We start from the raw sequence: 26,011 nt of genomic DNA on the forward strand, positions 1-26,011 counted from the left end.
CAGGAGGATTTTAGGTCATGCGCTCATCGAAAGTGATTCATGTGGTCAGTTGTCACGCCGAGGGTGAGGTGGGCGATGTGATTGTTGGCGGGGTTGCGCCGCCTCCCGGAGAGACGATCTGGGAGCAGTCGCGCTGGATCGAGAAGGACAACGCGCTGCGCAATTTCATGCTCAATGAGCCCCGCGGCGGGGTGTTCCGCCACGTCAATCTGCTGGTGCCGCCCAAGCACCCGAAGGCGCAGATGGGCTGGATCATCATGGAGCCGGCCGACGTGCCGCCGATGTCCGGTTCCAATTCCCTGTGCGTGGCGACGGTGCTGCTGGACAGCGGGATTCTGCCGATGACCGAGCCGGAAACCCGGCTGATACTGGAGGCGCCGGGCGGCCTGATCGAGGCGATTGCCCAGTGCCGCGACGGCAAGGTGACGAGCGTCGAGGTGCACAACCACCCTTCTTTCGCCGATCAGCTGGACGTGTGGATCGAGGTGCCGGGGCTGGGTTCGGTTCAGGTCGATACCGCCTATGGCGGCGACAGTTTTGCCATCGTCGATTCGGTGAAGCTGGGCTTTGCGTTGACCGCCGATGAAGCCAAGGACCTGGTGGACACCGGCCTGAAAATCACCAAAGCGGCCAACGAGCAACTGGGTTTCAGCCATCCGTTGAACAGGGACTGGAATCACATTTCCTTCTGCCAGATCGCCGCGCCGGTCAACTTTGACGGCGGCGTGGCCCATGCGGCGAACGCGGTGGTGATTCGCCCGGGCAAGATTGACCGCTCGCCGTGCGGCACCGGGTGTTCCGCGCGGCTGGCGGTGTTGCATGCGAAGGGTCAGTTGAAGGTGGGGGACCGGTTTATCGGACGTTCGATCATTGGCTCGGAGTTCCGCTGCAAGATCCAGAGCGAGACTGAAGTGGCCGGGCGCAAGGCGATCATCCCGAGCCTGTCCGGGCGGGCGTGGATCACCGGGACGCACCAGCACATGCTCGACCCGAGCGACCCGTGGCCGGAGGGCTACAAGCTGAGTGATACGTGGCCGGTGGGGTTGAAGCTGTAGATGCTGCGGCTGCTTTCAATAAATCGAAACCGATTTTTCTGAATGAATGCAAAACCGATTTTTTCTGAATGAATGCAAATCCTGTAGGAGTGAGCTTGCTCGCGAATGCGGTATGTCTGCGATGGATGTGGTGACTGACACTCCGCATTCGCGAGCAAGCTCACTCCTACAAGGGGTCGGGGACAGCCTGAAGCACCGCTAACGCAGAAAAAGAAGGGCGTCATACGCCCAAACCAGAACGTATACGAAATACCTTTACCCAATCAGGAGTCAATCATGAGCCAGTCCGTATCCTGGAGCGGGGTCTTCCCTGCCGTTACCACGCAATTCAATGACGATTTCTCCCTCAATCTGGAGGCGACCCATAAGGTCATTTCCAACCTGGTCCGCGATGGCGTGTCGGGGCTGGTGATCTGCGGGACTGTGGGCGAGAACACCTCCCTGAGCGTCGCTGAAAAAATCAGCCTGGTGGAAGCCGCCAAAGACGCCTCGGCCGGGCGCGTGCCAGTGATTTCCGGCATCGCCGAGTTCACCAGCGCCAATGCCAGTGCCGTCGCCAAAGAAGTGCAGAAAGCCGGCGCCGACGGGATCATGCTGATGCCGGCGCTGGTGTACTCGGCCAAGCCTTTCGAAACCGCCACGCACTTCCGCACCGTGGCCGCCGCCACCGACCTGCCGATGATGGTTTACAACAACCCGCCGATCTACAAGAACGACGTCACGCCGGACATCCTCATCTCCCTGGCGGACTGCGACACCATCGTGTGTTTCAAGGATTCGTCGGGGAACACCAACCGCTTTATCGACGTGCGCAACGAAGTCGGTGATCGCTTCGTGCTGTTTGCCGGGCTCGATGATGTGTTGGTGGAGAGCGTCGCCGTGGGCGCGGTGGGCTGGGTGTCGGGGATGTCCAACGCCTTTCCGAAAGAGGGCGAGACGCTGTTCCGTCTGGCCAAGGCCGGGCGTTTCGCCGAGGCGATGGCGCTGTATGAGTGGTTCATGCCGCTGCTGCACCTGGACGCGCGTCCGGACTTGGTGCAGTGCATCAAGCTGTGCGAAGCGATCATGGAACGCGGCAGCGCCCTCACCCGGCCACCGCGTCTGGCGCTGCCGGACAGTGATCGGGAATATGTCGAGAAATTGATGAAGACCGCGTTGGCGAACAAGCCGGTGTTGCCGGATGTGGGGTTGTAACCCGCGCTTTGATGGGGTGAACGAATACGTGAGCCCCGCACCATCTTCGGTAGGAGCGTGGCTTGTCCCGCGATCTGGCGCGAAGCGGCAGCAAACTGACAACTGCGGGGAGTCAGGTGCCCCGCGTTTGCAGGTTTCACGACGACTGCGTCGCCGATCGCGGGACAAGCCACGCTCCTACGGTTCTGCGGCGGATGAGCCTTCGCATTCGCCCTTACACATTCACCACATTTACAAACCGCGAGGCGGCGGTGTCGTCGATGCGCAGGTTGGTGAAATCGAACAGGTTGCGGTCCGCCAGTTGCGACGGCTGGACGTTCTGCAGGCTGCGGAAAATCATGTCGGAGCGGCCCGGGGTTTTGCGGTCCCATTCCTGCAGCATGTCCTTGACCACCTGACGCTGCAGGTTTTCCTGGGAGCCGCACAGGTTGCACGGGATGATCGGGAATTGCTTGATGTCAGAATAGGCCTGAATGTCCTTCTCGGCGCAGTAGGCCAGCGGACGAATCACCACGTTGCGGCCATCGTCGGCGCGCAGCTTGGGCGGCATGGCCTTGATGCTGCCCTGGAAAAACATGTTCAGGAAAAACGTCTCCACGATGTCGTCACGGTGGTGACCGAGGGCCATTTTGGTCGCGCCGATTTCATCCGCGAACGTATACAGCGTGCCGCGACGCAGGCGCGAACACAGCGAGCAGGTGGTCCGGCCCTCGGGGATCAATTCCTTGACCACCGAGTAGGTGTCTTTCTCGACGATGTGGTACTCGACGCCCAATTGCGCCAGGTACGCCGGCAGGACGTGCTCGGGGAAGCCTGGCTGCTTCTGATCCATGTTCACCGCGACGATGTCGAAGTGGATCGGCGCGACTTTCTTCAAATGCATCAGCACATCCAGCAGCGTGTAACTGTCCTTGCCGCCGGACAGGCAGACCATCACCTTGTCGCCCTCTTCAATCATGTTGTAGTCGGCCACTGCTTCGCCCGCGAGCCGACGCAGACGCTTCTGCAGTTTGTTCTGATTGACTGAAAGGGTGCCCATGGCGCTGGTATCCGCTCGCTGTGGTGTGAAGTGAGGTGGGGAAAGGGTCGGCATTTTACGCAAAAAGACCGCCTCGGGTAATGGCCGTTTCGGGTTCGATCGCGGTCGATTTCGGAGAGACTCTGATCGCTAACCGCTATTAGCAGCGTGTTTGAACACCTCAATCGCTCTAACGCATCCGGTTTTGGAGTGATCAGCTTTCTATACTGACCTGAGAGGTCCCAGCCATTTCCCTTGCTCGACTGAGACCTTGTCCTGACGGCATCTGGCGGTCAGGCGCTGCGTCGCAAGCGCTGACACACTTCACGGGAGTAACGGACATGATCCATCACGTCTTGGGGCTGTTCACCCACCCCGATCAGGAATGGCAACAGATACGTGGCGAAGGTGAAGAAAGCATCGGCCATATGTACCTCACCCACACGCTGATACTGGCAGCGATCCCGGCGGTGTCGGCGTACATCGGCACGACGCAGGTGGGCTGGCAAATCGGCGACCGCGCGCCGGTCATGCTGACCAGCGACAGCGCAGTGTGGATGGCGCTGATGTCGTACATCGCCATGCTCGCCGGGGTCGGCATCATGGGCGGCTTCATCCACTGGATGGCGCGCACCTATGACGCGACGCCCAGCCTTGCGCGCTGCGTGGCCTTTGCGACCTATACGGCGACGCCGCTGTTCCTCGGCGGGCTGGCAGCTCTCTATCCGCACATGTGGGTGGGGATGATGGTCGGGCTGGCGGCGGTTTGCTACACGGTCTACCTGCTGTACGTCGGTTTGCCGGTGTTCATGGGCGTCCACCCCGACGAAGGCTTCATGTTCTCAAGCTCGGTGCTGGCGGTCGGGCTGGTGGTGTTGGTGGCGATCATGGCCTTTACCGTAGTGCTGTGGGGCGTGGGGCTGGGGCCGGAGTACACGAATTAGAGCGTGACCATTCGGCGCCTGGGGTTTTGGCGGTACATGAGCTTTGCGGCATACTCGCTTTCTCTGGAGACCGATGAAGCATGCTCGAACCTCTCAACACCCGCGTCGAATCCTGCTACCAGCAAGCCGAAGCCTTTTTCAAACGCCCTTTCAAACGTCCGGTGGTGAGCGTCAAGTTGCGCGGCCAGAAGGCCGGCGTAGCCCACCTGCACGAGAACATGCTGCGCTTCAATCCGCAGCTGTACCTCGAAAACAGCGAAGACTTTCTGCGCCAGACCGTCCCCCACGAGGTCGCGCATCTGATCGCTCACCAATTGTTCGGCGACACCATCCAGCCCCATGGCGAGGAATGGCAGCTGATCATGCGCGGCGTCTACGAGCTGCCGCCGAACCGTTGCCACACCTACGAAATCCAGCGCCGCAGCGTGACCCGCTACATCTACCGCTGCCCGTGCCCGGAAAGCGATTTCCCCTTCACCGCCCAGCGCCACAAGCTAGTGCGCAAAGGCCGCCGGTATCTGTGCAAGCGCTGCCGAGAGATTCTGGTGTTCAGCGGCGAGACGCGGGTGGAGTGATTGCCGCAGACCTATTGTGTGCGAGCTTGCTCGCGAAGGCTTTGGGTCAGTCGGCTCCCCCTTTGTCTGACCCACCGCATTCGTCAGCAAGCTGACTCCCACAGGTTTTGTGTCCGCGGAGTAGCCCGCAGCCAGCGCCCAAAAAAATACTCATAAAAAAACCTGTCCGAAGACAGGCTTTTTGAACAACCTTTACCGCTAACGCATCTTACGAACGCACAACAGGGGTAGGCGCGGTTTCAGCCACACCCAGGTCGTCGGTCGGCGCGGTGTTATCGATGGCACGACCGCCAGACGCCAGCTCGGCCTGCATCTGCGGAACGTCCAGCTCGCCGACCCACTTGGCGACCACCAGGGTTGCCACGGCGTTACCGCACAGGTTGGTCAGGGCGCGGGCTTCGGACATGAAGCGGTCGATGCCGAGGATCAGCGCCAGACCGGCCACCGGCAGATGGCCCACGGCGGACAGCGTCGCGGCCAGCACGATGAAGCCTGAACCGGTCACGCCTGCCGCACCTTTGGACGACAGCAGCAGCACCAGCAACAGGGTGACCTGATGGGTGATGTCCATATGGGTGTTGGTGGCCTGAGCGATGAACACTGCGGCCATGGTCAGGTAGATCGAAGTACCGTCGAGGTTGAACGAGTAACCGGTCGGGATCACCAGACCGACGACGGATTTCTTCGCGCCCAGACGCTCCATCTTGATCAGCATGCGTGGCAGTGCCGACTCGGACGACGACGTACCCAGCACGATCAGCAGCTCTTCGCGGATGTACTTGATCAGCTTGAGGATGCTGAAGCCGTGAGCTTTAGCGATGGAGCCCAGCACCAGCAGCACGAACAGCAGGCAAGTGATGTAGAAGCACAGCATCAGCTGACCCAGTTGCACCAGCGAGCTGACCCCGTAAGCACCGATGGTGAAGGCCATGGCACCCAGCGCGCCGATCGGGGCGAGCTTCATGATCATGTTGATGATGTTGAACATGACGTGGGCGAAGCGATCGATGAAGTCCAGGATCGGCTTGCCGTAAGCGCCCAGGCGATGCAGGGCAAAACCGAAGATCACCGAGAACATCAGCACTTGCAGAATGTCGCCGTTGGCGAACGCGCCGACGATAGTGTTCGGGATCACGTTGAGGATGAAGCCGACGATGCTCTGGTCTTTACCGGCGGTCACGTAGGCCGCGACTTTGGAAGCGTCGAGGGTGGACACGTCGATGTTCATGCCGGCGCCCGGCTGGACGACGTTGACCACGATCAGGCCGATGATCAGCGAGATGGTCGAGACGATTTCGAAGTAGAGCAGCGCGTAGCCGCCGGTCTTGCCCACGGATTTCATGCTCTGCATGCCAGCGATGCCGCTGACGACGGTGCAGAAGATGATCGGTGCAATGACCATTTTGATCAGTTTAATGAAACCGTCACCCAGCGGTTTGAGCGTTACGGCAGTTTCGGGGTACCAGTGGCCGAGGGCGATACCGACGATGATCGCGACGATCACCTGGGCGTAAAGGGATTTATAGATGGGCTGACGAGTCGTCATTGCAGTTTCCTCAAGAGCATCGAGCTGCAGCATTCCGGTTGCAGTGACGCCTAAAGTGCGAACCCTCCTGCTCGGAGGGATTTGTTTTTGTCGAGCTGCGCGCGGCAGACCTCTGCCCAGTGCTTTGCAGGCACCGTGCCAGTGTTGATAAATCGCAGGAGAGGCCCGGTTTCCGTGAACCGTCTGTTTAACGGTAGACCCGTAAACCGGAAAGGGATGGCGGTTTTCCGCCGTTTGGCGGCAAATACCTCGCCACACTGGCGGGTATCCGCCTCGACGGGCGTGGGAACGCCTTGAGGTTAGATGGCGAACTGAATGCGGAAGGCCGCGCCGCCCAGTTCCGAATCGCCCAGGGTCAGCTGCGCGCCATAGCTTTCGATGATGTCCTTGACGACCGCCAGACCAATCCCCTGCCCCGGGTTTTGCGTGTCCAGCCGCTCACCGCGTTCGAGAATCCGTGCGCGCTGGCTCTCCGGAACGCCCGGCCCGTCGTCTTCGATGCACAACTCGTCGCCCATCATCGATGACCGCCAGCTCACGCGCACTTCGCCCAGGCACAGGCGGTAGGCGTTTTCCAGCAGGTTGCCGAGCATCTCCAGCAAGGCGCCCTCTTCCATTTGCACCTGGCCGTTGTCCGGCAGGTCGAGGACCACGTTGACGCGCTTGTCGCGGTAGACCTTTTCCAGCGTGTTGCACAGACTTTGCACCACCGGCCTGAGGGCCACGTGATAACGCACCAGCCCGCTTTTGCGCAGACTGGCGCGCTGCAATTGATAGCTGATCTGCTGGCTCATGCGTTCGATCTGCGATTGCAGAATCCGCGCCTGCTCCAGGTCTTCCGGCCGTTTGGCAATCTGCTCGCTGACGCCCTGCAGCACGGCCAGCGGGGTTTTCAGGCTGTGGGCGAGATCGTCGAGGGAGTCGCGGTATCGAATGCGTTGCTCCCGTTCGCTGCGCAACAGGCGGTTGAGCGAGTCGGTCAGGCGCAGCAGTTCGCTGGGGTGTTCTTCGCTGAGGCTTTCCCGCGAGCCGGCCTCGACCTGATCGAGTTCCTGACTCATGCCCCGCAGGGCGCGCAGGCCCCAGGTCAGCCCGCCCCACAGCAGAATCAACAGAACCAGCAGCGCGCCGCCGAAGCCCAGGTAGAGTTTCTGGCGCAGGCCGGAGATGGTTTCCTGGTATTCGCGCACCGGTTGCAGGGCGACGATGCTGAAAGCGGCGTTGCGCCCGCCGAGCAGTTTGATTTCGACGTCGTAGACGAAAAACTCTTCGCCGTTGGGTTGGCGGATCTTGGCGAATTCGTTGCCGCGGCCGTCGTAGCGTGGCTGGTAGTCGATGGCTTCGTCTTCGGTGGCCCGGGAGCGCCACACCAGTTTGCCGGCGCGGTTATAGATGTAGCCGAGCAAGCGGCTGTCGGGCAGGGCAAATTGTTCACCGGGCAATAACGACGGCATCAACAGGTGATCGTCTTCGACCCGAGCGGCGGAGATCAACGTGGTGACGTCGGACGCCAGGCGTTTTTCGATGGAGCTTTCCAGCGCCAGGCTGAAGGCGCTCTGCAGCGCCGGCAGCATCAGCAGCATGAAGATGACGGCCAAGGTCGCGGCGCCTAGCATCAGACGCAGGCGCAGCGAACGAATCATGTACAGCGCTCGGTGAACAGGTAGCCCAGGCCGCGCACGGTGTCGATCGGTTTGAAGCCGGCGGGCCCTTCGAGTTTGCGCCGCAGCCGGCCGACCAGCACTTCGATCACGTTCGGATCGCGCTCGTCGTCATCGGGGTACAGCTGCTCCATCAGGCGCTCCTTGGGCACCACTTGCTGGTGATGGCGCATGAGGTATTCGAGAATCCGGTATTCGTAGGCGGTCAGCGCCAGGGGCTGTTCGTCCAGGGACGCCTGCTTGCGGTTGAGGTCCAGGGTCAGCGGCCCGGCAACGATGGTCGCGTGGGTGAAACCGCTGGAGCGTCGCAGCAAGGCGTTGAGGCGCGCTTCGAGCTCTTCGAACTGGAAGGGCTTGACCACGTAGTCGTCGGCGCCGGCAGCCAGGCCTTCGACCTTGTCCTGCCAGTTGCCGCGCGCGGTCAGGATGAGGATCGGGAATGCCTTGTTCTGCACGCGCAGCTGGCGGATCAGGTCGAGACCGCCCACCCCCGGCAGGCCCAGGTCGATGACCGCCAGATCGTGGTTGAACTGGCCCGCCTGATACAACGCTTCCTCGGCGTTGCCCACCGCTTCGACGACGTGACCGCTTTCGGTCAGACGGGTCTGCAGGTGGTGACGCAGCAGGGCTTCATCTTCGACAACCAGCAATTTCATGACGCTCTCCCAGGCAAAGGCAACCCTCTTTTTTCAAGAGTCTCAACGACGCTGCCGAGCGCGTGCAGTGTGACGAGCCCGGCAGTGATTGTGCAATCCAGACACCGCTAAAAACAGGCTGGCGGCTTATAAACCGGCTTATAAAACGTGGTGGACAGGTAAATAGGTGTGCGGGCTCTCGCTCAGGCTCAACGAGGGCGGTTGCTGCGCTGTGCGGGCTGGTGCGCCGGTCTCGAACAGTCTAGACGTGCCCGGTGAAGACATCTGCACGCTGTAAAAGGCCGGAAGATTGCCCGTTTGAACGCTCACCCCATTGACGCGGGCGGTGAGATTTCCGTAGCCGGCGGCGTAGGGATCGTCCACAGGCTGCTGGCTGAAAGCCTGGCTCCAATTGCCGACCTGGCTGGTGGTGGCCAGACTGCGGCGCAGGCCGTTGAGGCGGTCGGCGCGTTCGGTGTTCTTGCCGAAATCGGTGCGGGACAGGTCCGCGTTGCCATCAGCCGCTTGCGCCGCCGCGCTGCTGCCAAGGAACGCCAGCGCCAGAAAGAGCTTGTTGAACGTCAGCATGAGCAGGTCCTCCGGCGCCAGGCGCCTTGTTGGGTACGGTTTGGAGCATACCCAGCCAGCGCTGAACCCCTCCTGAACACGTACTGACCCACCGCATTCGTCAGCAAGCTGACTCCCACAGGTTCTGTGCCTGGCGCTGAATTCCCGGGCAGCGAAGATCTCTTGTGTCGGCCTAACGGCCTCAGGTTTCGCCTTCGGCGAGTTACTTGGAAAAGCACCCCAAGTAACCAAGGGTGCCTGCTCCTGGTTTGGCCCTTCGTTCCTCAGGGTTCCTTCACTCCGGTCTCGCTCCGTGGGCCCGCGCCGAACGGACATCCATGTCCTGACGGCGCTCTCGCCGCATCCATGCGGCTCGGCCCACTGCGCGAGACCTGCGTTCAGCCTGCACCCAAGTCGCGATTGGCGGTGTCTGAGCTTTCTGCGCATGAAGATCAAAAGCTTCCCGGCTGAAGCCGGTCCTACAGATCTACCGCGGCCACTGTAGGGCTGGCTTTAGCCAGGAAGAGGCCGGTTTGATCACCACGCATTTCACTGAATGCACGCGCTGCTCTTTGTGGGACCGGCTTCAGCCGGGAAGAGGCCAGCAGAGCGAGCTAGCTCGCGAAGGCGGTCTGCCTCGGCCCTCAACTTTGTCTGAGCCACCCATTCGTCAGCAAGGTGACTCCCACAGGTTTTGTGCATGACGCTGAAGTCTCGGACCCACACACATCTCCTGTGGGAGCGAGCTTGCTCGCGAATGCTTTCTGCCTGTGCCATCCACTTCGCCTGACCCACCGCATTCGTCAGCAAGCTGACTCCCACAGGTTCTGTGCATGACTCTAGATTGGGGATTCAAAGCAAACCGTTTTTTGCGCACGACGCCGCGGTTCCGGCAGAATGCCGGGCATGACTCGATCTCCGACACTGCCTGACTGTTGCCCCGCCCTCACCGCTCACTGGCCCTTGCCCCATGGGCTGGCGGATGTGGTGCTGGTGAGCAGTCGCTTCGATCCGCAAAAGCTCATCGACGGCGATTTTCAGCGCTGTCTCATCGAGCCGCCCGCCTCCATTCAGCGGTCGGTGGCCAAGCGGCAGACGGAGTTTCTTGCTGGCCGCTTGTGCGCGCGGGAGGCGATGCGCCGGTTGGACGGCCGCTCCCACGTTCCGCTGATTGGCGAGGATCGCGCGCCGGTCTGGCCAGCGGACGTCACTGGCTCGATCACCCACAGCACCGGGTGGGCCGCCGCGATCGTGGCGCGAAAATCAGACTGGCGCGGACTGGGCCTGGACGTGGAACAGTTGATGAGCCACGAGCGCGCCGTGCGTCTGGCCAGTGAGATTCTGACCCCGGCGGAAATGCAACGCCTGAACGCCGGCCCCGAGCATGAAGCAGCCAAGCTCGTCACCCTGACCTTTTCCCTGAAGGAAAGTCTGTTCAAGGCGCTCTACCCCATCGTGCTCAAGCGCTTCTATTTCGAGGCCGCCGAGTTGCTCGACTGGTCAGACGAAGGCACTGCGCGCCTGCGGCTGAACATCGATCTGTCGGCGGAATGGCACAACGGCAAGGCGCTGGACGCGCAGTTCAGCGTGCAGGATGGGCAGCTGTTGAGTCTGGTGGCGATTCGAGGCTGACGGCCGCGCCCAGCGGACAATGCTCACACCGCCCCACCCATTCCACCCGATGACTCAAACAGCACGTGCGCCGCTGCCGAACCATCTGCCCGTCCTTTTCTATATAGCTAACGGCATTGAACAGCGGATTGCGCCGCCCATCCGGCCTCAGCCGTTCCCGCAACAGCCCATACCCTGCCGCAACTGAAACCTCGCTCGCCGCAGACAACTGCCGCAAGCAGGTTTCAAGATAATCCCCGGCGTTGCCCCACAGCACCGCCGTCGGCACATCGCCGTAGGCACTCAAGCGACCGATCACGTGCTGCAGATTCTCCAGCAGCGGCGCAAACCGCTCGAACGGATCGTCCGAAACCGCCACCGGCGTAACGGCCCCCTCAAACCTCACCCCATCCAGATAGCCACGTTCATGCAGGGCAAAACTCAGGCGATCCAGCCCCAGCGGCCACCCCAGGCCATAGGCCAGACTCGCCACCACCACCGGTGGAATCAGCTGCATGGCGTAGTACTTCATCCACTGCGAGACCAGCACCCGCAGCTGCTCCCTCAGCAATGCCGGCCCGTACACCTTCAGCAGCAAGCGATCCAGAACCTCATCCTGCAACAGCTCGGTCAGCGGCAACACAGGCCGCCTTTCATCGACCACCACCGTGCGGGCAAACCCGGCCAGCGCACCGTCGAACATCATGCATCTCCCTGCTTACGCGGCCAGGCCAGGCTGAAACACGCGCCGCCCAAGGTATGGCTGCGCCCGATCAACGCCCGGCCGCCATGCCAGTGGATGATGCGGCGCACGATCGACAATCCCAGCCCATGCCCGCCCGACGCCCGGGTGCGGCTGTCGTCCAGACGCATAAACGGCGTGAAAATCCGCTCCCAGGCACTTTCCGGCACGCCGGGTCCGTTATCGTCCACGTCGATGCGACAGCGCTCTTCACTCAACTGATAGCCGATGCGCACCTCCGATTCGGCGTGGCGCATGGCGTTGCTCACCAGATTCTGCAGCGCACGGTGCAAGTATCGCGGCTCGGCCTCCACCCAGTGCTCTTCGCCCGATCCGACACGGTGCAGCGCATCAACACACTCCCCACGCCTGACACTGATATTCGGCCGCAGCGGCGCCAGTTCGGCAATCACCTGATCGATCAGGGCGTCGAGGTCGATGCGCTGGAAATTCAGGGTCGGCGCGCCCTGCTCCAGGCGCGCGTAGGTGAGCATCTCGTCGACCAGCTTGTCGAGGTCCTGAATATCGCTGTCCATGCCGACCATGTATTTATGCCGCGCTTCCGGGGTCGTGGCGTCGTTGATCATTTCCAGCCCGAAACGCAACCGCGCCACCGGCGTACGCAGCTCATGGGACACCGCGCGCACCAGCTCGCGCTGGATCATCAGCGAACGCTGCAGGTGCTCGGCCATGCCGTTGAATGCCGACGCCAGCCGCCCGACCGAATCCGCGCCCGCCCCCGCACTTGCTACAGGCACGCGGGTTTCCAGGCTGCCCTGGGCGATCTGCGTGGCCGCCGCTTCCAGTCCGCGCAGACGATGCTCGAGCCGACGCACCAGCAAATAAACCACCAGACCGATCAGGCACAGACCGAGAAACGCGATCAGGATAAGCAGCTCCGGCGGATAGGGGTTCATCTGGAACAGCGGGCCGATCTCCAGCACCCACGGGGTTTCGCCAACGCCAGACAGCACGCGGATCGAATCGCCGCCCTTGCCCAGCGCCATCACCGTGTCACCCTCGTCGATGCGCCGACGCTGGTCATCGTCCACATCCAGGTTCTCCAGACGGATCAGCTGCATGTCGAAGCCGAACCCCTTGCTCTCGCGCAACGCTTCCAGCCGCGCCGGCTGCTCATCGACGGGCAGACGCACCAGTTCGTCGAGCAACAGAAAGATGGTCGCGCGGGCCAGTTGCTCGCTGATCTGCCGCACCTCGCCGGTCAGCAGCAAGCCGCTGGACGGATTGCCTGACGCCGCAGGCTCGACCTCCCGAAACACCTGCGCGGCATGGGGTCCGGTCTGTTCGACCACCACCTGCCCGCGACTCAGCCGACTGCGTGCGCCGCCGTCCAGGTGCGCGTGCTCGGCGGTTTGCAGTGTCAGCGGAATGCCCAGCAGGCGCTCCCACACGGCGAGGGCGCGGGTGCGTTCAATGTCATTCATGCCACGCAGATTGTCGGCCATCAGCGTGAAGGTGCCGTGGGCCAATTGCTCGCGGTACTGATCGGCGCGCACGGCGTTGACCAGATGCAGGGTCAGCGCGCCGAGCAATGCCACCAGCACCAGAACGCCGAGCATGCCGCCATAGATGCGCAGGAAGATGGAATTCATCGGTCAGCCGTCGCGCTTGGGGGATGGCAGTTGCGCGGCGGCGTGGGGCACGAACAGGTAACCCTTGTTGCGCACGGTCTTGATCAGGCGCGGGTGGTCGGGGTCGTCACCGATGCGCGGGCGGATTTTCGAGATGCGCACATCGATGGAGCGGTCCTGGCCGTCGTAGCCGACGCCGCGCAGGGCGGTGAAGATTTCTTCGCGAGAGAGGATGCGCCCGGCGTTGCTGACCAACAGCCACAGCAGGTCGAATTCGGCGCTGGTCAGCTCGACGCTCTGGTGGTTGAGCCAGGCTTCGCGCAGGGTGTTATCCACCACCAGCGCGCCGAACTCTAAACGTTGCTGTGCCTGTACAGGGCTTTCGACGGTTTCGCTGCGCCTTAATAAGGCATGGATGCGCGCGAGCAGTACGCGGGGGTGCACCGGTTTGCCGACGTAATCGTCTGCGCCCATGTCCAGGCCCTGGATCTGGTCGCTGTCGTCGGTGCGCGCAGTGAGCATCAGGATCGGGCCGTCGTAGCGGCTGCGCACCTTGCGACAGATGGTCAGGCCGTCCTCGCCGGGCAGCATGAGGTCGAGGATCACCAGGTCCGGCTGCTCGTCGATGATTCGCCGGGCCGCCCGCGCGCCGTCTCCTTCGAGGCTCACGCGCAGGCCATTGTTTTCGAGGTAGTCGCGGGTGAGTTCGGCCAGCCGCTGGTCATCCTCGACGATCAGCACCTGCCAGGGTTGTGGCTGCACGGTGAGGCTCCTTGTTTTTTCTTATTAATAGTGCTTGCGCAACGGGCTTTTGCGATCGCGTTCACGCCCGCAAAATTCCCGAAAAAATGATTTCGGCCGCCGACAAAGCGCTCATCCCAGACGCCATGCGGCCTACACGGGATTTCGCCGTTTCACACACAAATTACACACAGCCTTATCCACAGGTCATGCGTTGCAGTAAGTGTCCGAAACGCATATCTTGTAGCCCTTCGACGGCGCAGACCCTACATGTGGGGTTTTCGCCTAAATCTCAAACACAAGTCAGGGCGCGATTTCAAGGTTTTTTTCTCGCGCGTTACCTGTGTACGAAGGGCTGAATTACCCCCGAATCTACCGCTCTACCCCGCCAGCGCGAATGGCAGACCACCCAGCCTTGGGATCTGCGCGCAGCGGCACACGTGTTGCAACATCACACGCGCATTCTGCAACAGTTTTTGGGGTGACGGGCTTAAGTCCGGCACCCTTTTCGACTTCAACGCCAGGGAGGGTAAATCCGCCTTCCCATTCGTCTTGAAGTCATGGCCTGACATTTGTCAGTTCACTGCCGCAAGACGAAACGGTGGGCGCGTACTCCGCGTCCAAACAAACTTAAAGAACGTGGAGACACCCATGCAAACCGACACAACTCGCGAGAATCCGCAGGCCACCGCGCCGCAGACAGGTGCGACCCAGCAGGACCTGTCCGCCACTGCGCCGGGTCAGCTGCGTGTGATCAAGCGTAACGGCACCGTCGTTGCGTACACCGATGACAAGATCACCGTCGCCATCACCAAGGCCTTTCTCGCAGTTGAAGGCGGCACCGCTGCCGCTTCGTCGCGTATCCACGACACCGTTGCGCGCCTGACTGAACAGGTCTCCGCGACCTTCAAGCGCCGCATGCCGTCGGGCGGCACCATCCACATCGAAGAAATCCAGGATCAGGTCGAACTGGCGCTGATGCGCGCCGGCGAGCAGAAAGTTGCCCGCGACTACGTGATCTACCGCAACGAGCGCTCCAAGGAGCGTGCCGGTCGCAGCGCTGGCGAAACCCCCGTGCAAGCGCACCCGTCGATTCGCATTACCGCCAAAGACGGCAGCCTCGCGCCGCTGGACATGGGCCGCCTGAACACCATCGTCACCGAAGCGTGTGAAGGCCTGGCCGAGGTCGATGCCGACCTGATCCAGAGCGAAACCCTGAAGAACCTGTACGACGGTGTTGCCCTGACCGACGTCAACACCGCACTGGTCATGACCGCGCGTACCCTGGTTGAGCGTGAGCCGAACTACTCGTTCGTCACCGCCCGCCTGCTGATGGACACCCTGCGTGCCGAAGGCCTGGGTTTCCTGGGTGTCGCCGAAAGCGCCACCCACCACGAAATGGTCGACATGTATGCCAAGGCACTGCCGGCTTACATCGAGAAAGGCATCCAGTTCGAACTGTTGAACCCTGTGCTGGCCGAATTTGACCTGGAAAAACTGGGCAAGGCGATCAACCACGAGCGCGACCAGCAGTTCACCTACCTGGGCCTGCAAACCCTGTACGACCGTTACTTCATTCACAAGGACGGCATCCGTTTCGAACTGCCGCAGATCTTCTTCATGCGTGTGGCCATGGGCCTGGCGATCGAAGAGAAAGCCCGCGAAGACCGCGCCATCGAGTTCTACAACCTGTTGTCGTCCTTCGACTACATGGCCTCGACCCCGACACTGTTCAACGCCGGCACCCTGCGTCCACAGCTGTCGAGCTGCTACCTGACCACCGTTCCGGATGACCTGTCGGGCATTTACCACGCGATCCACGACAACGCCATGCTGTCCAAATTCGCAGGCGGTCTGGGCAACGACTGGACGCCAGTTCGCGCGCTGGGCTCTTACATCAAGGGCACCAACGGCAAATCCCAGGGCGTCGTGCCGTTCCTGAAAGTCGTGAACGACACCGCTGTAGCAGTCAACCAGGGCGGCAAGCGCAAAGGCGCTGTCTGTGCGTACCTGGAAACCTGGCACATGGACATCGAAGAGTTCATCGAGCTGCGCAAGAACACCGGTGATGATCGCCGCCGTACCCACGACATGAACACCGCCAACTGGATCCCTGACCTGTTCATGAAGCGTGTCTTCGACGACGGCAAGTGGACCCTGTTCTCGCCGTCCGAAGTGCCTGATCTGCACGACCTGACCGGTAAAGCTTTCGAAGAGCGCTACGAGTACTACGAAGCGCTGACCGAGTACCCGGGCAAGGTCAAGCTGTTCAAGACCATCCAGGCCAAAGACCTGTGGCGCAAGATGCTGTCCATGCTGTTCGAAACCGGCCACCCATGGCTGACCTTCAAGGACCCGTGCAACCTGCGTTCGCCGCAGCAGCACGTCGGCGTGGTTCACAGCTCGAACCTGTGCACAGAGATCACCCTGAACACCAACAAGGACGAGATCGCGGTCTGCAACCTGGGCTCGATCAACCTGCCGAACCACATCGTCGACGGCAAGCTGGACACCGACAAGCTCAAGCGCACCATCGACGTTGCCGTGCGCATGCTCGATAACGTGATCGACATCAACTACTACTCGGTGCCGCAAGCGAAGAACTCCAACTTCCGTCACCGTCCGGTCGGTCTGGGCATCATGGGCTTCCAGGACGCGCTGTACCTGCAGCACATTCCTTACGGTTCCGCTGCCGCTGTCGAATTCGCCGACCGCTCTATGGAAGCCGTCAGCTACTACGCTATCCAGGCTTCCTGCGATCTGGCGGACGAGCGCGGTGCCTACGAGACGTTCCAGGGTTCGCTGTGGTCCAAAGGCATCCTGCCGCTGGATTCGCAACAGATCCTGATCGAGCAGCGTGGCCAGAAGTACATCGACGTCGACCTCAACGAATTCCTGGACTGGGCGCCTGTGCGTGCTCGCGTTCAGAAAGGCATTCGTAACTCGAACATCATGGCCATCGCACCGACCGCGACCATCGCCAACATCACCGGCGTGTCGCAGTCGATCGAACCGACTTACCAGAACCTGTACGTGAAATCGAACCTGTCGGGCGAATTCACCGTGATCAACCCGTACCTGGTTCGCGACCTGAAAGCCCGCGACCTGTGGGACTCGGTCATGATCAACGACCTGAAGTACTACGACGGTTCGGTGCAGCAGATCGAGCGCATCCCGCAGGAGTTGAAAGACCTCTACGCGACCGCCTTCGAAGTGGACACCAAGTGGATCGTTGACGCGGCCAGCCGTCGTCAGAAGTGGATCGACCAGGCCCAGTCGCTTAACCTGTACATCGCCGGCGCCTCGGGCAAGAAGCTGGACGTGACCTACCGCATGGCCTGGTACCGTGGTCTGAAAACCACTTACTACCTCCGTGCCCTGGCCGCGACCAGCACCGAGAAGTCGACCATCAACACCGGCAAGCTGAACGCCGTTTCCAGCGGTGGCCACGGCCCGGACGACTCGGCGATCACCGCCCCGCGTCCAGCCGAAGCGGCTCCGGCCGGTCCAGCGCCAGTGCCGAAAGCCTGCGCGATCGACGAGCCGGACTGCGAAGCCTGCCAGTAACAGCGCGTCAAGCGTCACCTTCGGGTGACGCCCTGATTGAAGGCTCCGCGTCCCCTAGGGCGCGGGGCCTTCTTGCGTTACACTCCCCTCATTCCCAGCCAGGAGAATGCCCATGCCAGCTGCCTCGCTAGAGTCCAAAAAAGCCTACTGTGCCAAAACGCGCCGCTCCAACTACGCCGCCAGCCTGCGTCTGGAAGGTTTCGAGAGCTCGCCCGCCGACTCCGAACGCCGCCTGCCCTCCCGGGAAGAGCTGCTCAACAGCTACCGCAAAAAACAGGCCTGATGGTCGACAAATACGGCGTCGGACAGGACCCTTACTGTCCGCCCGGCAGCACCGTGCTGCGCAACCGCCTCGACCTCACCGACGCAGAAACCCTGGCCCAAGCCGAGCGTGACCTTTCCGAAGTCGCCGCCGAAGCCATCGACTTCTCCCCTCCTCCCTACGACCTGCCCTACCTGCAAGCCATCCACCGCCAGCTGTTCGCCGATCTCTATGACTGGGCAGGCGAATTGCGCACCGTCGACATCTCCAAAGACCAGACCCACTTCTGCGTGACCCACCGCATCGAGCCCGAGGCCAACAAGCTGTTCAAGGCATTGGCCGGCGCGAACTGGTTTCAGGAACTGGATCGGGCGCAATTGATTGCGGCGAGTGCGGAGCTGTTTGGGGATTTGAACGTGGTTCATCCGTTTCGAGAGGGGAATGGGCGGGCGCAGCGGATTCTGTTTGAACACCTCATCGTGAATGCGGGGTTTGAGATCAGCTGGTGGCCGGTGGAGGCGGAGGAATGGATACGGGCGAATGTGGATGCGGTGGGGTGTGACTATGAGGGGTTGGTGCGGGTGTTTGAGCGGTGTGTTGGGGGGGCGATTGGGGTTGCGGCTGATTGACGCTCCTCGATTCAAACACCACCAGCGCGAGCGCCTTTTGTCAGGTCGGCCGTCATCGAAATGAGTAGCGTATGGGCTCGCGCATCCATGGACGGCACGTATCTCGGGCGTCTTCAGGGTCAAGGGCTTTTATGAGCCGTTGACCTGCGTCACAAACACCGGCAGATGACGAAATACGCAGTTTCACAAACACCATATCGTGTGTATTCTTACGCCCACGACCACTAGATAGGCGATTCAGAATCAGTGAATCACCGTCAGGTCAAGAAAAATCCAGCGTGCGTTCGCCCTGTCGAACGACCGCTGAAAATGACGGATATACGGGTCGCAGCACAGACGCGCGGAGCAAATTTCCGTATACTCGCGCCCCCCAATCAAGGACAACGCCATGACCACCTGCGCAGCCCAAGTCGACCAGAGTTTTATGGTCATCACTCGTCTGCCGTGTCAGCGTTCTGCTCCTCTCCCGGATGACGGCCCTCGCGCCTGACAGCCTTCACCGGAACCTCGAACACATAGATTTCAGAGAGACTTCTCTCGACCGCTGTATGGCGTGACCCGTGTCACAACAGCAGCAAACCGATTACTCAAATCCACAGGCCGCGTAAAACCGGTCCTCTAGCAGGAGCCTCCTCACCATGCTGAGCTGGGACGAATTCGACAAAGAAGACGCCGCTGAACCCGCCAAAGGCGCCAACGCCGGCCACGCTTCGGAAGCTGCGATGGACAAACTCGACAGCGCCGGTGGTGCTGCTGCGCTTGAAGCCCGCGCCGTCAGCGCAAACGACTCCGACGCCATTGCCCGCGCCAAAGCCGAGCTGGACAAACTGGACGTCGCTGAAGGTCTTGCCGAACTCGAAGGCTCCGCCGCCCGCGTCGCGGTCGACGAAAAACGCATGATCAACTGCCGCGCCGACCTCAACCAACTCGTGCCTTTCAAGTACGACTGGGCCTGGCAGAAGTATCTGGACGGTTGCGCCAACCACTGGATGCCGCAAGAGGTCAACATGACCACGGACATCGCCCTCTGGAAAGACCCGGAAGGCCTGACCGACGACGAGCGCCGCATCGTCCTGCGCAACCTGGGCTTCTTCTCCACCGCCGACTCCCTGGTTGCCAACAACCTCGTGCTGGCCGTGTATCGCCTCATCACCAACCCTGAATGCCGCCAGTACATCCTGCGCCAGGCCTTCGAGGAAGCGATCCACACCCACGCCTACCAGTACTGCATCGAATCGCTGGGCATGGACGAAGGCGAGATCTTCAACATGTACCACGAGATCCCATCGGTCGCCAAAAAGGCAGCCTGGGGCCTGAAGTACACCCGTTCGATCTCCGATCCGAAGTTCGAAACCGGCACCGTCGAGACCGACAAAGAACTGCTGCGCAACCTGATCGCCTACTACTGCGTCCTGGAAGGCATTTTCTTCTACTGCGGCTTCACCCAGATCCTCTCCATGGGCCGCCGCAACAAAATGACCGGCGTCGCAGAACAGTTCCAGTACATCCTGCGTGACGAGTCCATGCACCTGAACTTCGGCATCGACGTGATCAACCAGATCAAAATCGAAAACCCACACCTGTGGGACGCCGAAATGAAGGAAGAAGCAACCCAGATGATCCTGCAAGGGACCCAACTGGAAATCGAATACGCCCGCGACACCATGCCCCGCGGCGTACTGGGCATGAACGCAGCGATGATGGAGGACTACCTCAAGTTCATCGCGAACCGTCGTCTGTCGCAAATTGGTCTGAAGGAAGAGTATCCAGGGACCACGAACCCGTTCCCATGGATGAGCGAGATCATGGACTTGAAGAAAGAGAAGAACTTCTTTGAGACGCGGGTTATTGAGTATCAGACGGGTGGGGCTTTGAGCTGGGATTGATTTAGGCGGACGCTCAAAATCGCTAATCCGTGATACCTTGTCACTAAGCGTGAAACGAGCGCACCAAAAAAGGCTGCCAAATGGCAGCCTTTTTATTTTGAACAGAAGCGCTCAAAATCACTTAAGCGTGAAATAGAAAACCCCAAAGGGCTGCCAATGGCAGCCCTTTTCTTTTGCGCAACCTACAACCAAGGCCAGAGCTAGTGCCCTTTAGCCCTCAGTCACTTCAACCATCAGCAGCTCCATAAGCCGCGCCATGACACATATTCGACGCCAGAAAAGCAGCGAACACCCCAATAAGCCGTAAAAGAAATAAAAGCACAAGATTATTACTCTTAGTGCTTGCACAAAAAAACCCACTCAATTACCATCCAATCATCACTAGAGGAGGCTCAGGCCATGCCAAAGCAAGTTGATTACCCAAGGGCGTCTCTAAAAAACTGTTTGGTGCTTGCCGAAGCCGTGAACGATCTCGGCGGAGAATGCAGCGCAGCCTTAGCTGGCGACAAACTGAATAAGCAGCATACAAGCGGAGCCTTCAAAGGCTTAGTCGGTGCCGCAGTTAAGTACTCACTAGTAACCAACAAAGCAGGTCAGCTGAAGGTTACTCAACTCTTCCGGGATATAGCGCTTGCGTATGATGAGGAAGAAGGTAATCAGGCCCGGAAAAAGGCCTTTCTGGCACCACCACTCTTCAAAGCTATCTACGACCGATTCCAGAGCAAAACGCTTCCAGTAGCCCATTTCGAGAAGCTCCTGATCAGAGAGTTTGGGGTACCAGACCAAGTCGCCTCTCGCGTTGAAGGCTACTTTTTCGAAGGAGCCAAACAGTGTGGCCTGCTGGCAGAGGGGAATGTACTGTCCGGTGCCAATCCAAGCACCGCCGATGAAGTAATCGAAAATGGAAAAAATGGCGACGAAAGCGAACACTCAACGCCGTCCGAAAACCCAGCAGCTCTAACAAGCACCCCATTGACCAGCCCCGCCGCTCAAGCAACCCACAACCAGGCAATGCTTGATCACCATCGGCATAGCGAGACGGAACTCGATAGTAAATTCACAGTACGGATAAAAGGACCTGGGATGGACTCACTCATCGTCATCAATGAAGAGGAAGACCTTCTCATCGTTAAGGCGATGCTCAAAAAAGTCGAGAAACGATTGGCCGTTGAAGACGAATGGGGCGATGACTAAGCCCGAGAGGGGAAAACAGAAATGAAAAAGGCCACTGAAGTTGACGCTTCAAGTGGCCCTACACAAAAACAAAAGCAATGATTGGCACCATTGCTCTGCTCTGCGGATTTCATGTTAGCGCTAGAAATCTAACAGCTACGTCGGCCTCTGGCAAGGAAGCTTGTGGGTGCCGGCCAGCCAAGAGCAGTTCTCCAGCCATTACATAGCTATAGGAGACCTGCCACCATGGCATCCCGACAGTACCGCCGCTCGCCGGCAAACCGCGTAAAATCGGTCTATGTCCGTCGCTACCCCCGCTTCCGCTTCGGTCGCTGGGAAGACGTAACCGATCACTTCCGTAGCCCGCCCGGACAGTTGTCGTTTGACTTCTGAAAAACAAAGGGAGGGGGCCGCAACGGCCCCTTTTTGGATTGGTAATCCAACCCAATTAAGGACGCCCCTTAAATCCTGCCGGAGCCGTCTTAACCTGCTTTGGAGTTCTAGCAGGTTTCGTCGACTTGAAGGGCGCAGGGTCAAGCTCAAATACGCTCACAGCAACCTGGTTGTTACCGTGAATATGAGCAACCAGACGATCATGCTTAGGTAGTGGTACCTGGGCAGTGGAGCCCCCAAACTCTCCGGAATTGGCAAGCACCACAGGTTGGTACATATGGAAATGCAACGCTGCAACCATGTTGTCAAAGGTCTGCACATCCTGATTCAGGGCAGCAACCAGAAATACATCTGAGCGATCCCTAAGGTCCGCGACTAAATCAAGATCAGTAGCGTCGTAGCAAATGGCGGCGGCAAGGCGCGTTGGTGAAGTCGTACCAATCGGCAGCTCCACCAGAGTCACATGAGGTCTATACCCAGTGATTCCCATCTCCCGTTCGAGCTTCATCGGGTGGAGCTTTCCCTGCCACACATACTGAATACTTCGGCCATGGCATGGCGCATCGGTACGTATTAACCAAAGCCCTTGATTGATCGGCCCTCCACATTTATCAGAATGCATGAAGGTCAACCCTGCAAAAATATTGGCCTGGAGCTTGTCAGAAAGCCGGCGCAGGAAGAACACATGTTCAGGATGCACTGCCAACTCAGGAAAGAGGATGACATCCACGGCGGGAATATCGCCCTCCCCCTCAGGCAGGGCTTTGGCCGAAGCCCAAGCTCGTAGTTTCGCGTGTGCCAGCCGGCAGACCTGAGCCAGATGGCGGCGATGTTCCGCCAACATCCCCGGTGTCCAATGCGTAGGGTCTTTAGTATCGAAGTCATCCATCTTCGGGCGAAGGGTTTGAACAATGGCCACTCTGAGGGGGCGATCTACAAGCAGTGCATTGTCACTAGTAGGAACGACATAGATGGGTGTGTTACTCCGCCCACCATACAACGCACGCTGTATAGCAATACGCTTTTCCAAGAGTGCCAGCAATTCACCTGGGGTGCGTACTGTGCTGACCGGGGCCGCGTCGTTTGCCTTGAACTCAATGCCTGGCCACTGGAGCAAAGTGGATAGGAAACCCGACAACCAAGGAGAAATTGGGGCTGGCTCATCAGTCAAACCGCTACTCGAATTAAGCATGCCAAAACGCCGCTTGTACCAACTACTCCGAATTCCCCTATAACGCCCGACATCCTCTGTCACCAGAAATCGACGACTTGTGAAATCAAACTCACCAGTCAAAGCAGACCTTAGGACTCGTCCTAGTCCGTATAGCCAGGCCCCCTCATCACTGACCCACTCAGGCCGCGCATACAGAGGATTGGCCTGCTCTTGCTCTCCTGTGAGATTGACTTTTAAAAATCCAATTTCATCAGGCAGCGACTGAATTTGTGACCAATTGGAGCACGTCAAACTAATGTCTAAAGGACTCAATCCGGCAGAGAGCTGCGTCTCAATACCAGGCACACTTAGAAGAGCCTTTGCCAGCATAAGAAGTCCATTCTCCTGCCCAAAAATATTGAATGGATCTTGCATTACTCGTAGCAACTGACGAGTTTCCAAAGAACTCCCAGCTTTATATTTGCTGAAATTGACTCGACTGATCTCTACAAGAGAAGGTGGCACAAATTCCCTCCATTTTGGCGGGCGGCCACCGCGCTTACCGATTGCCTCAATTAAGAGATCAGGCCTTTCAAGAGCAACAGTACTTACGATTGCTTGGAGTAAGGTCTCATCACTAGTAGTCCGGAGACCCTCTGACAGCCATACCCCGAAACGACTTGAGTTGGGATGCATCTGCTGGGTGACTAAAGCTGATGGAAGTATTTCCAGCAGCCCCCTAGCTGACACGGGCTCGAACACCATGGCACTCCGAAGCTTGAGATAAGTCGGCTCTAGCGATGGCTCTAAAATAGACTTGATTGGTACGCCACAGTCACCAATTGATGCCAGGTAAAGAAAGGCCTGCTGCAACAAATACCATGGTGAATCGGTTCTCTCGATGACTATTTTTCTAGCAAAAACCCCTAACTCTTGCCGATACCCTTCGATATCGACTGCGCTAGGGTACTCCTCCATATCCCGAAAGCCCGTTTCACTTACACCAGCTCGCAGGAGATCGGCGGCCACATACTCAGCCGCCCGAATTTCACGATCTTGCTTCGGTCTCAGCCATTTGATCGTCACGTTAAAGAGTTTGGCGTCTAGGGCTTCCAAAACCGGATCAAGCAACCGAGGGTGCGGAAACAAGTCCAATCCACACCGAAGCAACAAAACTAGCGCCGGGTTCTCAGCCCAGCATTTGATGAGTTTGCGAGCGGTCGACTCGAACTCATGCGCTAGCGCCATTCCACTTGTTACGCGCTCACCAAGAGACTCGCCAGTATTATCCGGCGCGCTGATGTCGGTCATCGCGAGACGCTGCCTCATCAGGTCGGCAAGCCGTGTTGCCACGAAACGCTTGACTGTATCGTCTCGAACATCAGTGGCAGGTGCCGCAATTGTTGCCAACTTTAATTGCGAGGCTGGAGGCTTATCTGCCCCCTCAAGCTGCTCCGTAATCCAAAGCAAGCCTTCAAGCCCCCCGGCAGCCTGTGCTAAGGAGTCAAGATCAAACGTTCCGCTAAGCTCCGCCCCCAGCACCCCCATCAGCGTTGAAACGTTATTCTGTGCGGACATGGATCGATAAGGGGTGACTGAGCACTTTACTTCGGATAGGCCAATTAGCTTAGTAGTCCCGAGTAGCTTGCAGTGGGCATCGAGCAGATCCAGAACGAACTTCTGGACCTGCTCCAAGAGTGCCGCACAGCGACTGGGGGCTTCAACGACGATCCGCATATCGTCAACGTACCGACAATAATCGAGCACCTTGATCTCACTACCAAGGTCGTGGGCTTCTTTCGCAGCCTGGTCAACTGACCTGTCGAAACGGACAAGGTAGGCATTGGCTAGAAATCCCGATGCAACGAGCCCCTGGGGTAATCCTAGTTCAAGCTCCTGACCTTCAGCTTCGTTGAATAACCCCGCATGGATTTTGTCCGCTGCCCGCCAACGCCAGGCCATGATCCGGGCAGATTTATTCCAAAAATCGTCGTCTGCTCCAACCTCAGCCTGAAGATGGAAGCGCTGCTGATACTCGGCCTCCAGATGCTTTAGCTCGGCTAAGAGTGCTTTGATATCCACACGATCATAAAAAGACTTCAAATCTAGTGAAACGACAAACAATTCACGCCCTTTGGATAGTCGAGGGGAGAACTCTGCGCAGATTTGGCGAGGACGGGATAGAAAGGCGCGATAGTCTTGAAAGTACTTGCGGTACGTTTGGCTATTGCCCCATGAGAAATGAGCCCTAGCTTGCGTACCACCAGTCTCGGACCAGCGGCAGTGAAGCCGGTTACCATAGCTGACCAGCCCACGTTCCCTTGCCTTCAGCACATCCGTCTCCTCCGGATCGCCCTGTGCGGTCTCAATGGCCTCCGCAAGACACATCATCACGGCTGTTGCCAATGATTGATCTCGAATGGAAAGGTGCGCTAAAGGCCTCAGCTTTTGCAGCCCTGGCTGCGCCCCTCCAACCTGCTCAGAGCTGGGACACCATTGGTGAAAGAGTGAGTCTATTTCGTTAATCGGGATATCCAGAAACGCAGCCTGTGGAAAACCTACACGCTCATGAAAATCCCACTTCCCATTTTTGGGAGCAGGTACCAACTTGAGGTCTTCAGTCTGAAAACCAGGCTCACCTGCGGCCTTGCCCCATGCTTTGAGTTGGCACTCAAGGTTGATAGTGGAGCTGTCAAGTTCCAGAACGTCAGCGTACGAGTTGTGTCGCCGAATAAAGCCGTGCGATTTTTTCCAGGCCTGAGCCAGTACGACGATGTCCTGAAGGGACGCTCCCTTGGGCAGCAGGTTTTGATAAACCTTCTTGATAATGGACATCTGCTCTCTCTTCGTGAACTGGCCCAGGCGCATAAATGCTGGACAAACGTAGGTTAGCGAGTGAGCGAAAGACGCCTAGGGACATTTGCACCTTTGAATAATCGAAGGAAAACCATCCCTGGGGTAACGCTGCATGCCACCGATGTGATTGCCATCATCATTCGGTAAAGCATGGCAGTAAAGATAAAGAGCTTCGGCACTATATTTCGCCTTACCCATGCCCACCCTATAC

The 26,011-nt window shown here is 59.1% G+C and carries 19 protein-coding genes; 10 read left to right on the forward strand and 9 right to left on the reverse strand.

The features are described 5' to 3' along the window. The first annotated feature begins 17 nt into the window (after nt 1-17). Nucleotides 18-1,055: a trans-3-hydroxy-L-proline dehydratase gene (locus IFT99_RS17655; protein WP_192133914.1), complete on the forward strand. Its 1,038-nt coding sequence runs from the start codon at nt 18-20 to the stop codon at nt 1,053-1,055. 276 nt (nt 1,056-1,331) lie between these two features. Next, on the forward strand, nt 1,332-2,249 hold the full coding sequence (locus IFT99_RS17660; protein ID WP_122622254.1) for a dihydrodipicolinate synthase family protein: 918 nt from the start codon (nt 1,332-1,334) through the stop codon (nt 2,247-2,249). 214 nt (nt 2,250-2,463) lie between these two features. On the opposite strand, the gene ttcA is transcribed toward IFT99_RS17660, so the two are convergent. Beyond that, entirely contained in the window at nt 2,464-3,288 is an 825-nt protein-coding gene (ttcA, locus tag IFT99_RS17665; RefSeq protein WP_192133916.1) for a tRNA 2-thiocytidine(32) synthetase TtcA, read from the reverse strand. Nucleotides 3,289-3,608: 320 nt separating this feature from the next. Between ttcA and IFT99_RS17670 the strand changes: the two genes are divergently transcribed. Both IFT99_RS17670 and IFT99_RS17675 read left to right on the forward strand, forming a co-directional pair. Beyond that, nucleotides 3,609-4,211 (forward strand): Yip1 family protein, encoded by a 603-nt coding sequence (locus tag IFT99_RS17670; RefSeq protein WP_192133918.1) that lies wholly within the window; start codon nt 3,609-3,611, stop codon nt 4,209-4,211. Nucleotides 4,212-4,291: 80 nt separating this feature from the next. Next, the gene (locus tag IFT99_RS17675; RefSeq protein WP_192133920.1) at nt 4,292-4,786 is read left to right on the forward strand and encodes a SprT family zinc-dependent metalloprotease; all 495 of its coding nucleotides are present in this window, start codon (nt 4,292-4,294) and stop codon (nt 4,784-4,786) included. A gap of 208 nt (nt 4,787-4,994) precedes the next feature. On the opposite strand, the gene IFT99_RS17680 is transcribed toward IFT99_RS17675, so the two are convergent. The 4 genes from IFT99_RS17680 to IFT99_RS17695 all read right to left on the reverse strand — a co-directional run bounded on the left by IFT99_RS17680 (nt 4,995) and on the right by IFT99_RS17695 (nt 9,216). After that, complete coding sequence (locus IFT99_RS17680) at nt 4,995-6,332, reverse strand: dicarboxylate/amino acid:cation symporter (RefSeq protein WP_192133922.1); 1,338 nt, start codon at nt 6,330-6,332, stop codon at nt 4,995-4,997. Nucleotides 6,333-6,631: 299 nt separating this feature from the next. Continuing rightward, complete coding sequence (locus IFT99_RS17685) at nt 6,632-7,975, reverse strand: ATP-binding protein (RefSeq protein WP_065992797.1); 1,344 nt, start codon at nt 7,973-7,975, stop codon at nt 6,632-6,634. Further along, nucleotides 7,972-8,649, reverse strand: coding sequence for a response regulator transcription factor (locus IFT99_RS17690; RefSeq protein WP_192133924.1), 678 nt, complete (start codon nt 8,647-8,649; stop codon nt 7,972-7,974). Before IFT99_RS17690 ends, IFT99_RS17685 begins: the two co-directional genes overlap by 4 nt. Nucleotides 8,650-8,787: 138 nt before the next feature. Then, nucleotides 8,788-9,216, reverse strand: coding sequence for a hypothetical protein (locus IFT99_RS17695; protein ID WP_192133925.1), 429 nt, complete (start codon nt 9,214-9,216; stop codon nt 8,788-8,790). An 885-nt stretch (nt 9,217-10,101) separates the two neighbouring features. Here IFT99_RS17695 and IFT99_RS17700 point away from each other — a divergent pair. After that, nucleotides 10,102-10,827 carry a 4'-phosphopantetheinyl transferase family protein gene (locus IFT99_RS17700; RefSeq protein WP_197986016.1) on the forward strand — a complete coding sequence of 242 codons (726 nt, stop codon included), beginning with the start codon at nt 10,102-10,104 and terminating at the stop codon, nt 10,825-10,827. Here the strand turns inward: IFT99_RS17700 and fhuF are convergent. From fhuF to IFT99_RS17715, 3 genes are read right to left on the reverse strand one after another with little or no spacing between them, the layout of a single operon-like run. Beyond that, the gene (fhuF, locus tag IFT99_RS17705) at nt 10,778-11,512 is read right to left on the reverse strand and encodes a siderophore-iron reductase FhuF (protein WP_192133929.1); all 735 of its coding nucleotides are present in this window, start codon (nt 11,510-11,512) and stop codon (nt 10,778-10,780) included. The two genes, IFT99_RS17700 and fhuF, sit on opposite strands and share 50 nt — an antisense overlap. Continuing rightward, nucleotides 11,509-13,161 carry an ATP-binding protein gene (locus tag IFT99_RS17710; RefSeq protein ID WP_192133930.1) on the reverse strand — a complete coding sequence of 551 codons (1,653 nt, stop codon included), beginning with the start codon at nt 13,159-13,161 and terminating at the stop codon, nt 11,509-11,511. Before IFT99_RS17710 ends, fhuF begins: the two co-directional genes overlap by 4 nt. Nucleotides 13,162-13,164: 3 nt before the next feature. Beyond that, nucleotides 13,165-13,902, reverse strand: a complete 738-nt coding sequence (locus IFT99_RS17715; RefSeq protein WP_192133932.1) for a response regulator — start codon at nt 13,900-13,902, stop codon at nt 13,165-13,167. A gap of 630 nt (nt 13,903-14,532) precedes the next feature. On the opposite strand from IFT99_RS17715, the gene IFT99_RS17720 reads away from it, so the two are divergent. From IFT99_RS17720 to IFT99_RS17740, 5 genes are all read left to right on the forward strand, one after another. Then, nucleotides 14,533-17,448, forward strand: a complete 2,916-nt coding sequence (locus IFT99_RS17720; protein WP_192133934.1) for a ribonucleoside-diphosphate reductase subunit alpha — start codon at nt 14,533-14,535, stop codon at nt 17,446-17,448. A 112-nt stretch (nt 17,449-17,560) separates the two neighbouring features. Then, nucleotides 17,561-17,731, forward strand: a complete 171-nt coding sequence (locus tag IFT99_RS17725) for a YhfG family protein (RefSeq protein ID WP_108120523.1) — start codon at nt 17,561-17,563, stop codon at nt 17,729-17,731. Then, nucleotides 17,731-18,339, forward strand: a complete 609-nt coding sequence (locus tag IFT99_RS17730; protein ID WP_192133936.1) for a putative adenosine monophosphate-protein transferase Fic — start codon at nt 17,731-17,733, stop codon at nt 18,337-18,339. Before IFT99_RS17725 ends, IFT99_RS17730 begins: the two co-directional genes overlap by 1 nt. 638 nt (nt 18,340-18,977) lie before the next feature. Beyond that, nucleotides 18,978-20,225 (forward strand): ribonucleotide-diphosphate reductase subunit beta, encoded by a 1,248-nt coding sequence (locus IFT99_RS17735; protein ID WP_192133938.1) that lies wholly within the window; start codon nt 18,978-18,980, stop codon nt 20,223-20,225. A 399-nt stretch (nt 20,226-20,624) separates the two neighbouring features. Then, a complete protein-coding gene (locus IFT99_RS17740) occupies nt 20,625-21,419 on the forward strand; it encodes a hypothetical protein (protein WP_192133940.1) in 795 nt (264 codons plus the stop codon). Nucleotides 21,420-21,846: 427 nt separating this feature from the next. Here IFT99_RS17740 and IFT99_RS17745 read toward each other — a convergent pair whose 3' ends face one another. Next, the gene (locus IFT99_RS17745) at nt 21,847-25,779 is read right to left on the reverse strand and encodes a reverse transcriptase domain-containing protein (RefSeq protein WP_192133942.1); all 3,933 of its coding nucleotides are present in this window, start codon (nt 25,777-25,779) and stop codon (nt 21,847-21,849) included. Between the last annotated feature and the right edge of the window lie 232 nt (nt 25,780-26,011).

Origin of the sequence: Pseudomonas sp. CFBP 8772 (assembly GCF_014841665.1) — a bacterium.
GTDB lineage: Bacteria > Pseudomonadota > Gammaproteobacteria > Pseudomonadales > Pseudomonadaceae > Aquipseudomonas > Aquipseudomonas graminis_B.

Excerpts from the sequence above, each read along its gene's own strand:
- IFT99_RS17655 (WP_192133914.1), top strand. The coding sequence starts at position 18 with ATGCGCTCATCGAAAGTGATTCATGTGGTCAGTTGTCACGCCGAGGGT.
- IFT99_RS17660 (WP_122622254.1), top strand. The coding sequence starts at position 1,332 with ATGAGCCAGTCCGTATCCTGGAGCGGGGTCTTCCCTGCCGTTACCACG.
- ttcA (WP_192133916.1), bottom strand. The coding sequence starts at position 3,288 with ATGGGCACCCTTTCAGTCAATCAGAACAAACTGCAGAAGCGTCTGCGT.
- IFT99_RS17670 (WP_192133918.1), top strand. The coding sequence starts at position 3,609 with ATGATCCATCACGTCTTGGGGCTGTTCACCCACCCCGATCAGGAATGG.
- IFT99_RS17675 (WP_192133920.1), top strand. The coding sequence starts at position 4,292 with ATGCTCGAACCTCTCAACACCCGCGTCGAATCCTGCTACCAGCAAGCC.
- IFT99_RS17680 (WP_192133922.1), bottom strand. The coding sequence starts at position 6,332 with ATGACGACTCGTCAGCCCATCTATAAATCCCTTTACGCCCAGGTGATC.
- IFT99_RS17685 (WP_065992797.1), bottom strand. The coding sequence starts at position 7,975 with ATGATTCGTTCGCTGCGCCTGCGTCTGATGCTAGGCGCCGCGACCTTG.
- IFT99_RS17690 (WP_192133924.1), bottom strand. The coding sequence starts at position 8,649 with ATGAAATTGCTGGTTGTCGAAGATGAAGCCCTGCTGCGTCACCACCTG.
- IFT99_RS17695 (WP_192133925.1), bottom strand. The coding sequence starts at position 9,216 with ATGCTGACGTTCAACAAGCTCTTTCTGGCGCTGGCGTTCCTTGGCAGC.
- IFT99_RS17700 (WP_197986016.1), top strand. The coding sequence starts at position 10,102 with ATGACTCGATCTCCGACACTGCCTGACTGTTGCCCCGCCCTCACCGCT.
- fhuF (WP_192133929.1), bottom strand. The coding sequence starts at position 11,512 with ATGATGTTCGACGGTGCGCTGGCCGGGTTTGCCCGCACGGTGGTGGTC.
- IFT99_RS17710 (WP_192133930.1), bottom strand. The coding sequence starts at position 13,161 with ATGAATTCCATCTTCCTGCGCATCTATGGCGGCATGCTCGGCGTTCTG.
- IFT99_RS17720 (WP_192133934.1), top strand. The coding sequence starts at position 14,533 with ATGCAAACCGACACAACTCGCGAGAATCCGCAGGCCACCGCGCCGCAG.
- IFT99_RS17725 (WP_108120523.1), top strand. The coding sequence starts at position 17,561 with ATGCCAGCTGCCTCGCTAGAGTCCAAAAAAGCCTACTGTGCCAAAACG.
- IFT99_RS17730 (WP_192133936.1), top strand. The coding sequence starts at position 17,731 with ATGGTCGACAAATACGGCGTCGGACAGGACCCTTACTGTCCGCCCGGC.
- IFT99_RS17735 (WP_192133938.1), top strand. The coding sequence starts at position 18,978 with ATGCTGAGCTGGGACGAATTCGACAAAGAAGACGCCGCTGAACCCGCC.
- IFT99_RS17740 (WP_192133940.1), top strand. The coding sequence starts at position 20,625 with ATGCCAAAGCAAGTTGATTACCCAAGGGCGTCTCTAAAAAACTGTTTG.
- IFT99_RS17745 (WP_192133942.1), bottom strand. The coding sequence starts at position 25,779 with ATGTCCATTATCAAGAAGGTTTATCAAAACCTGCTGCCCAAGGGAGCG.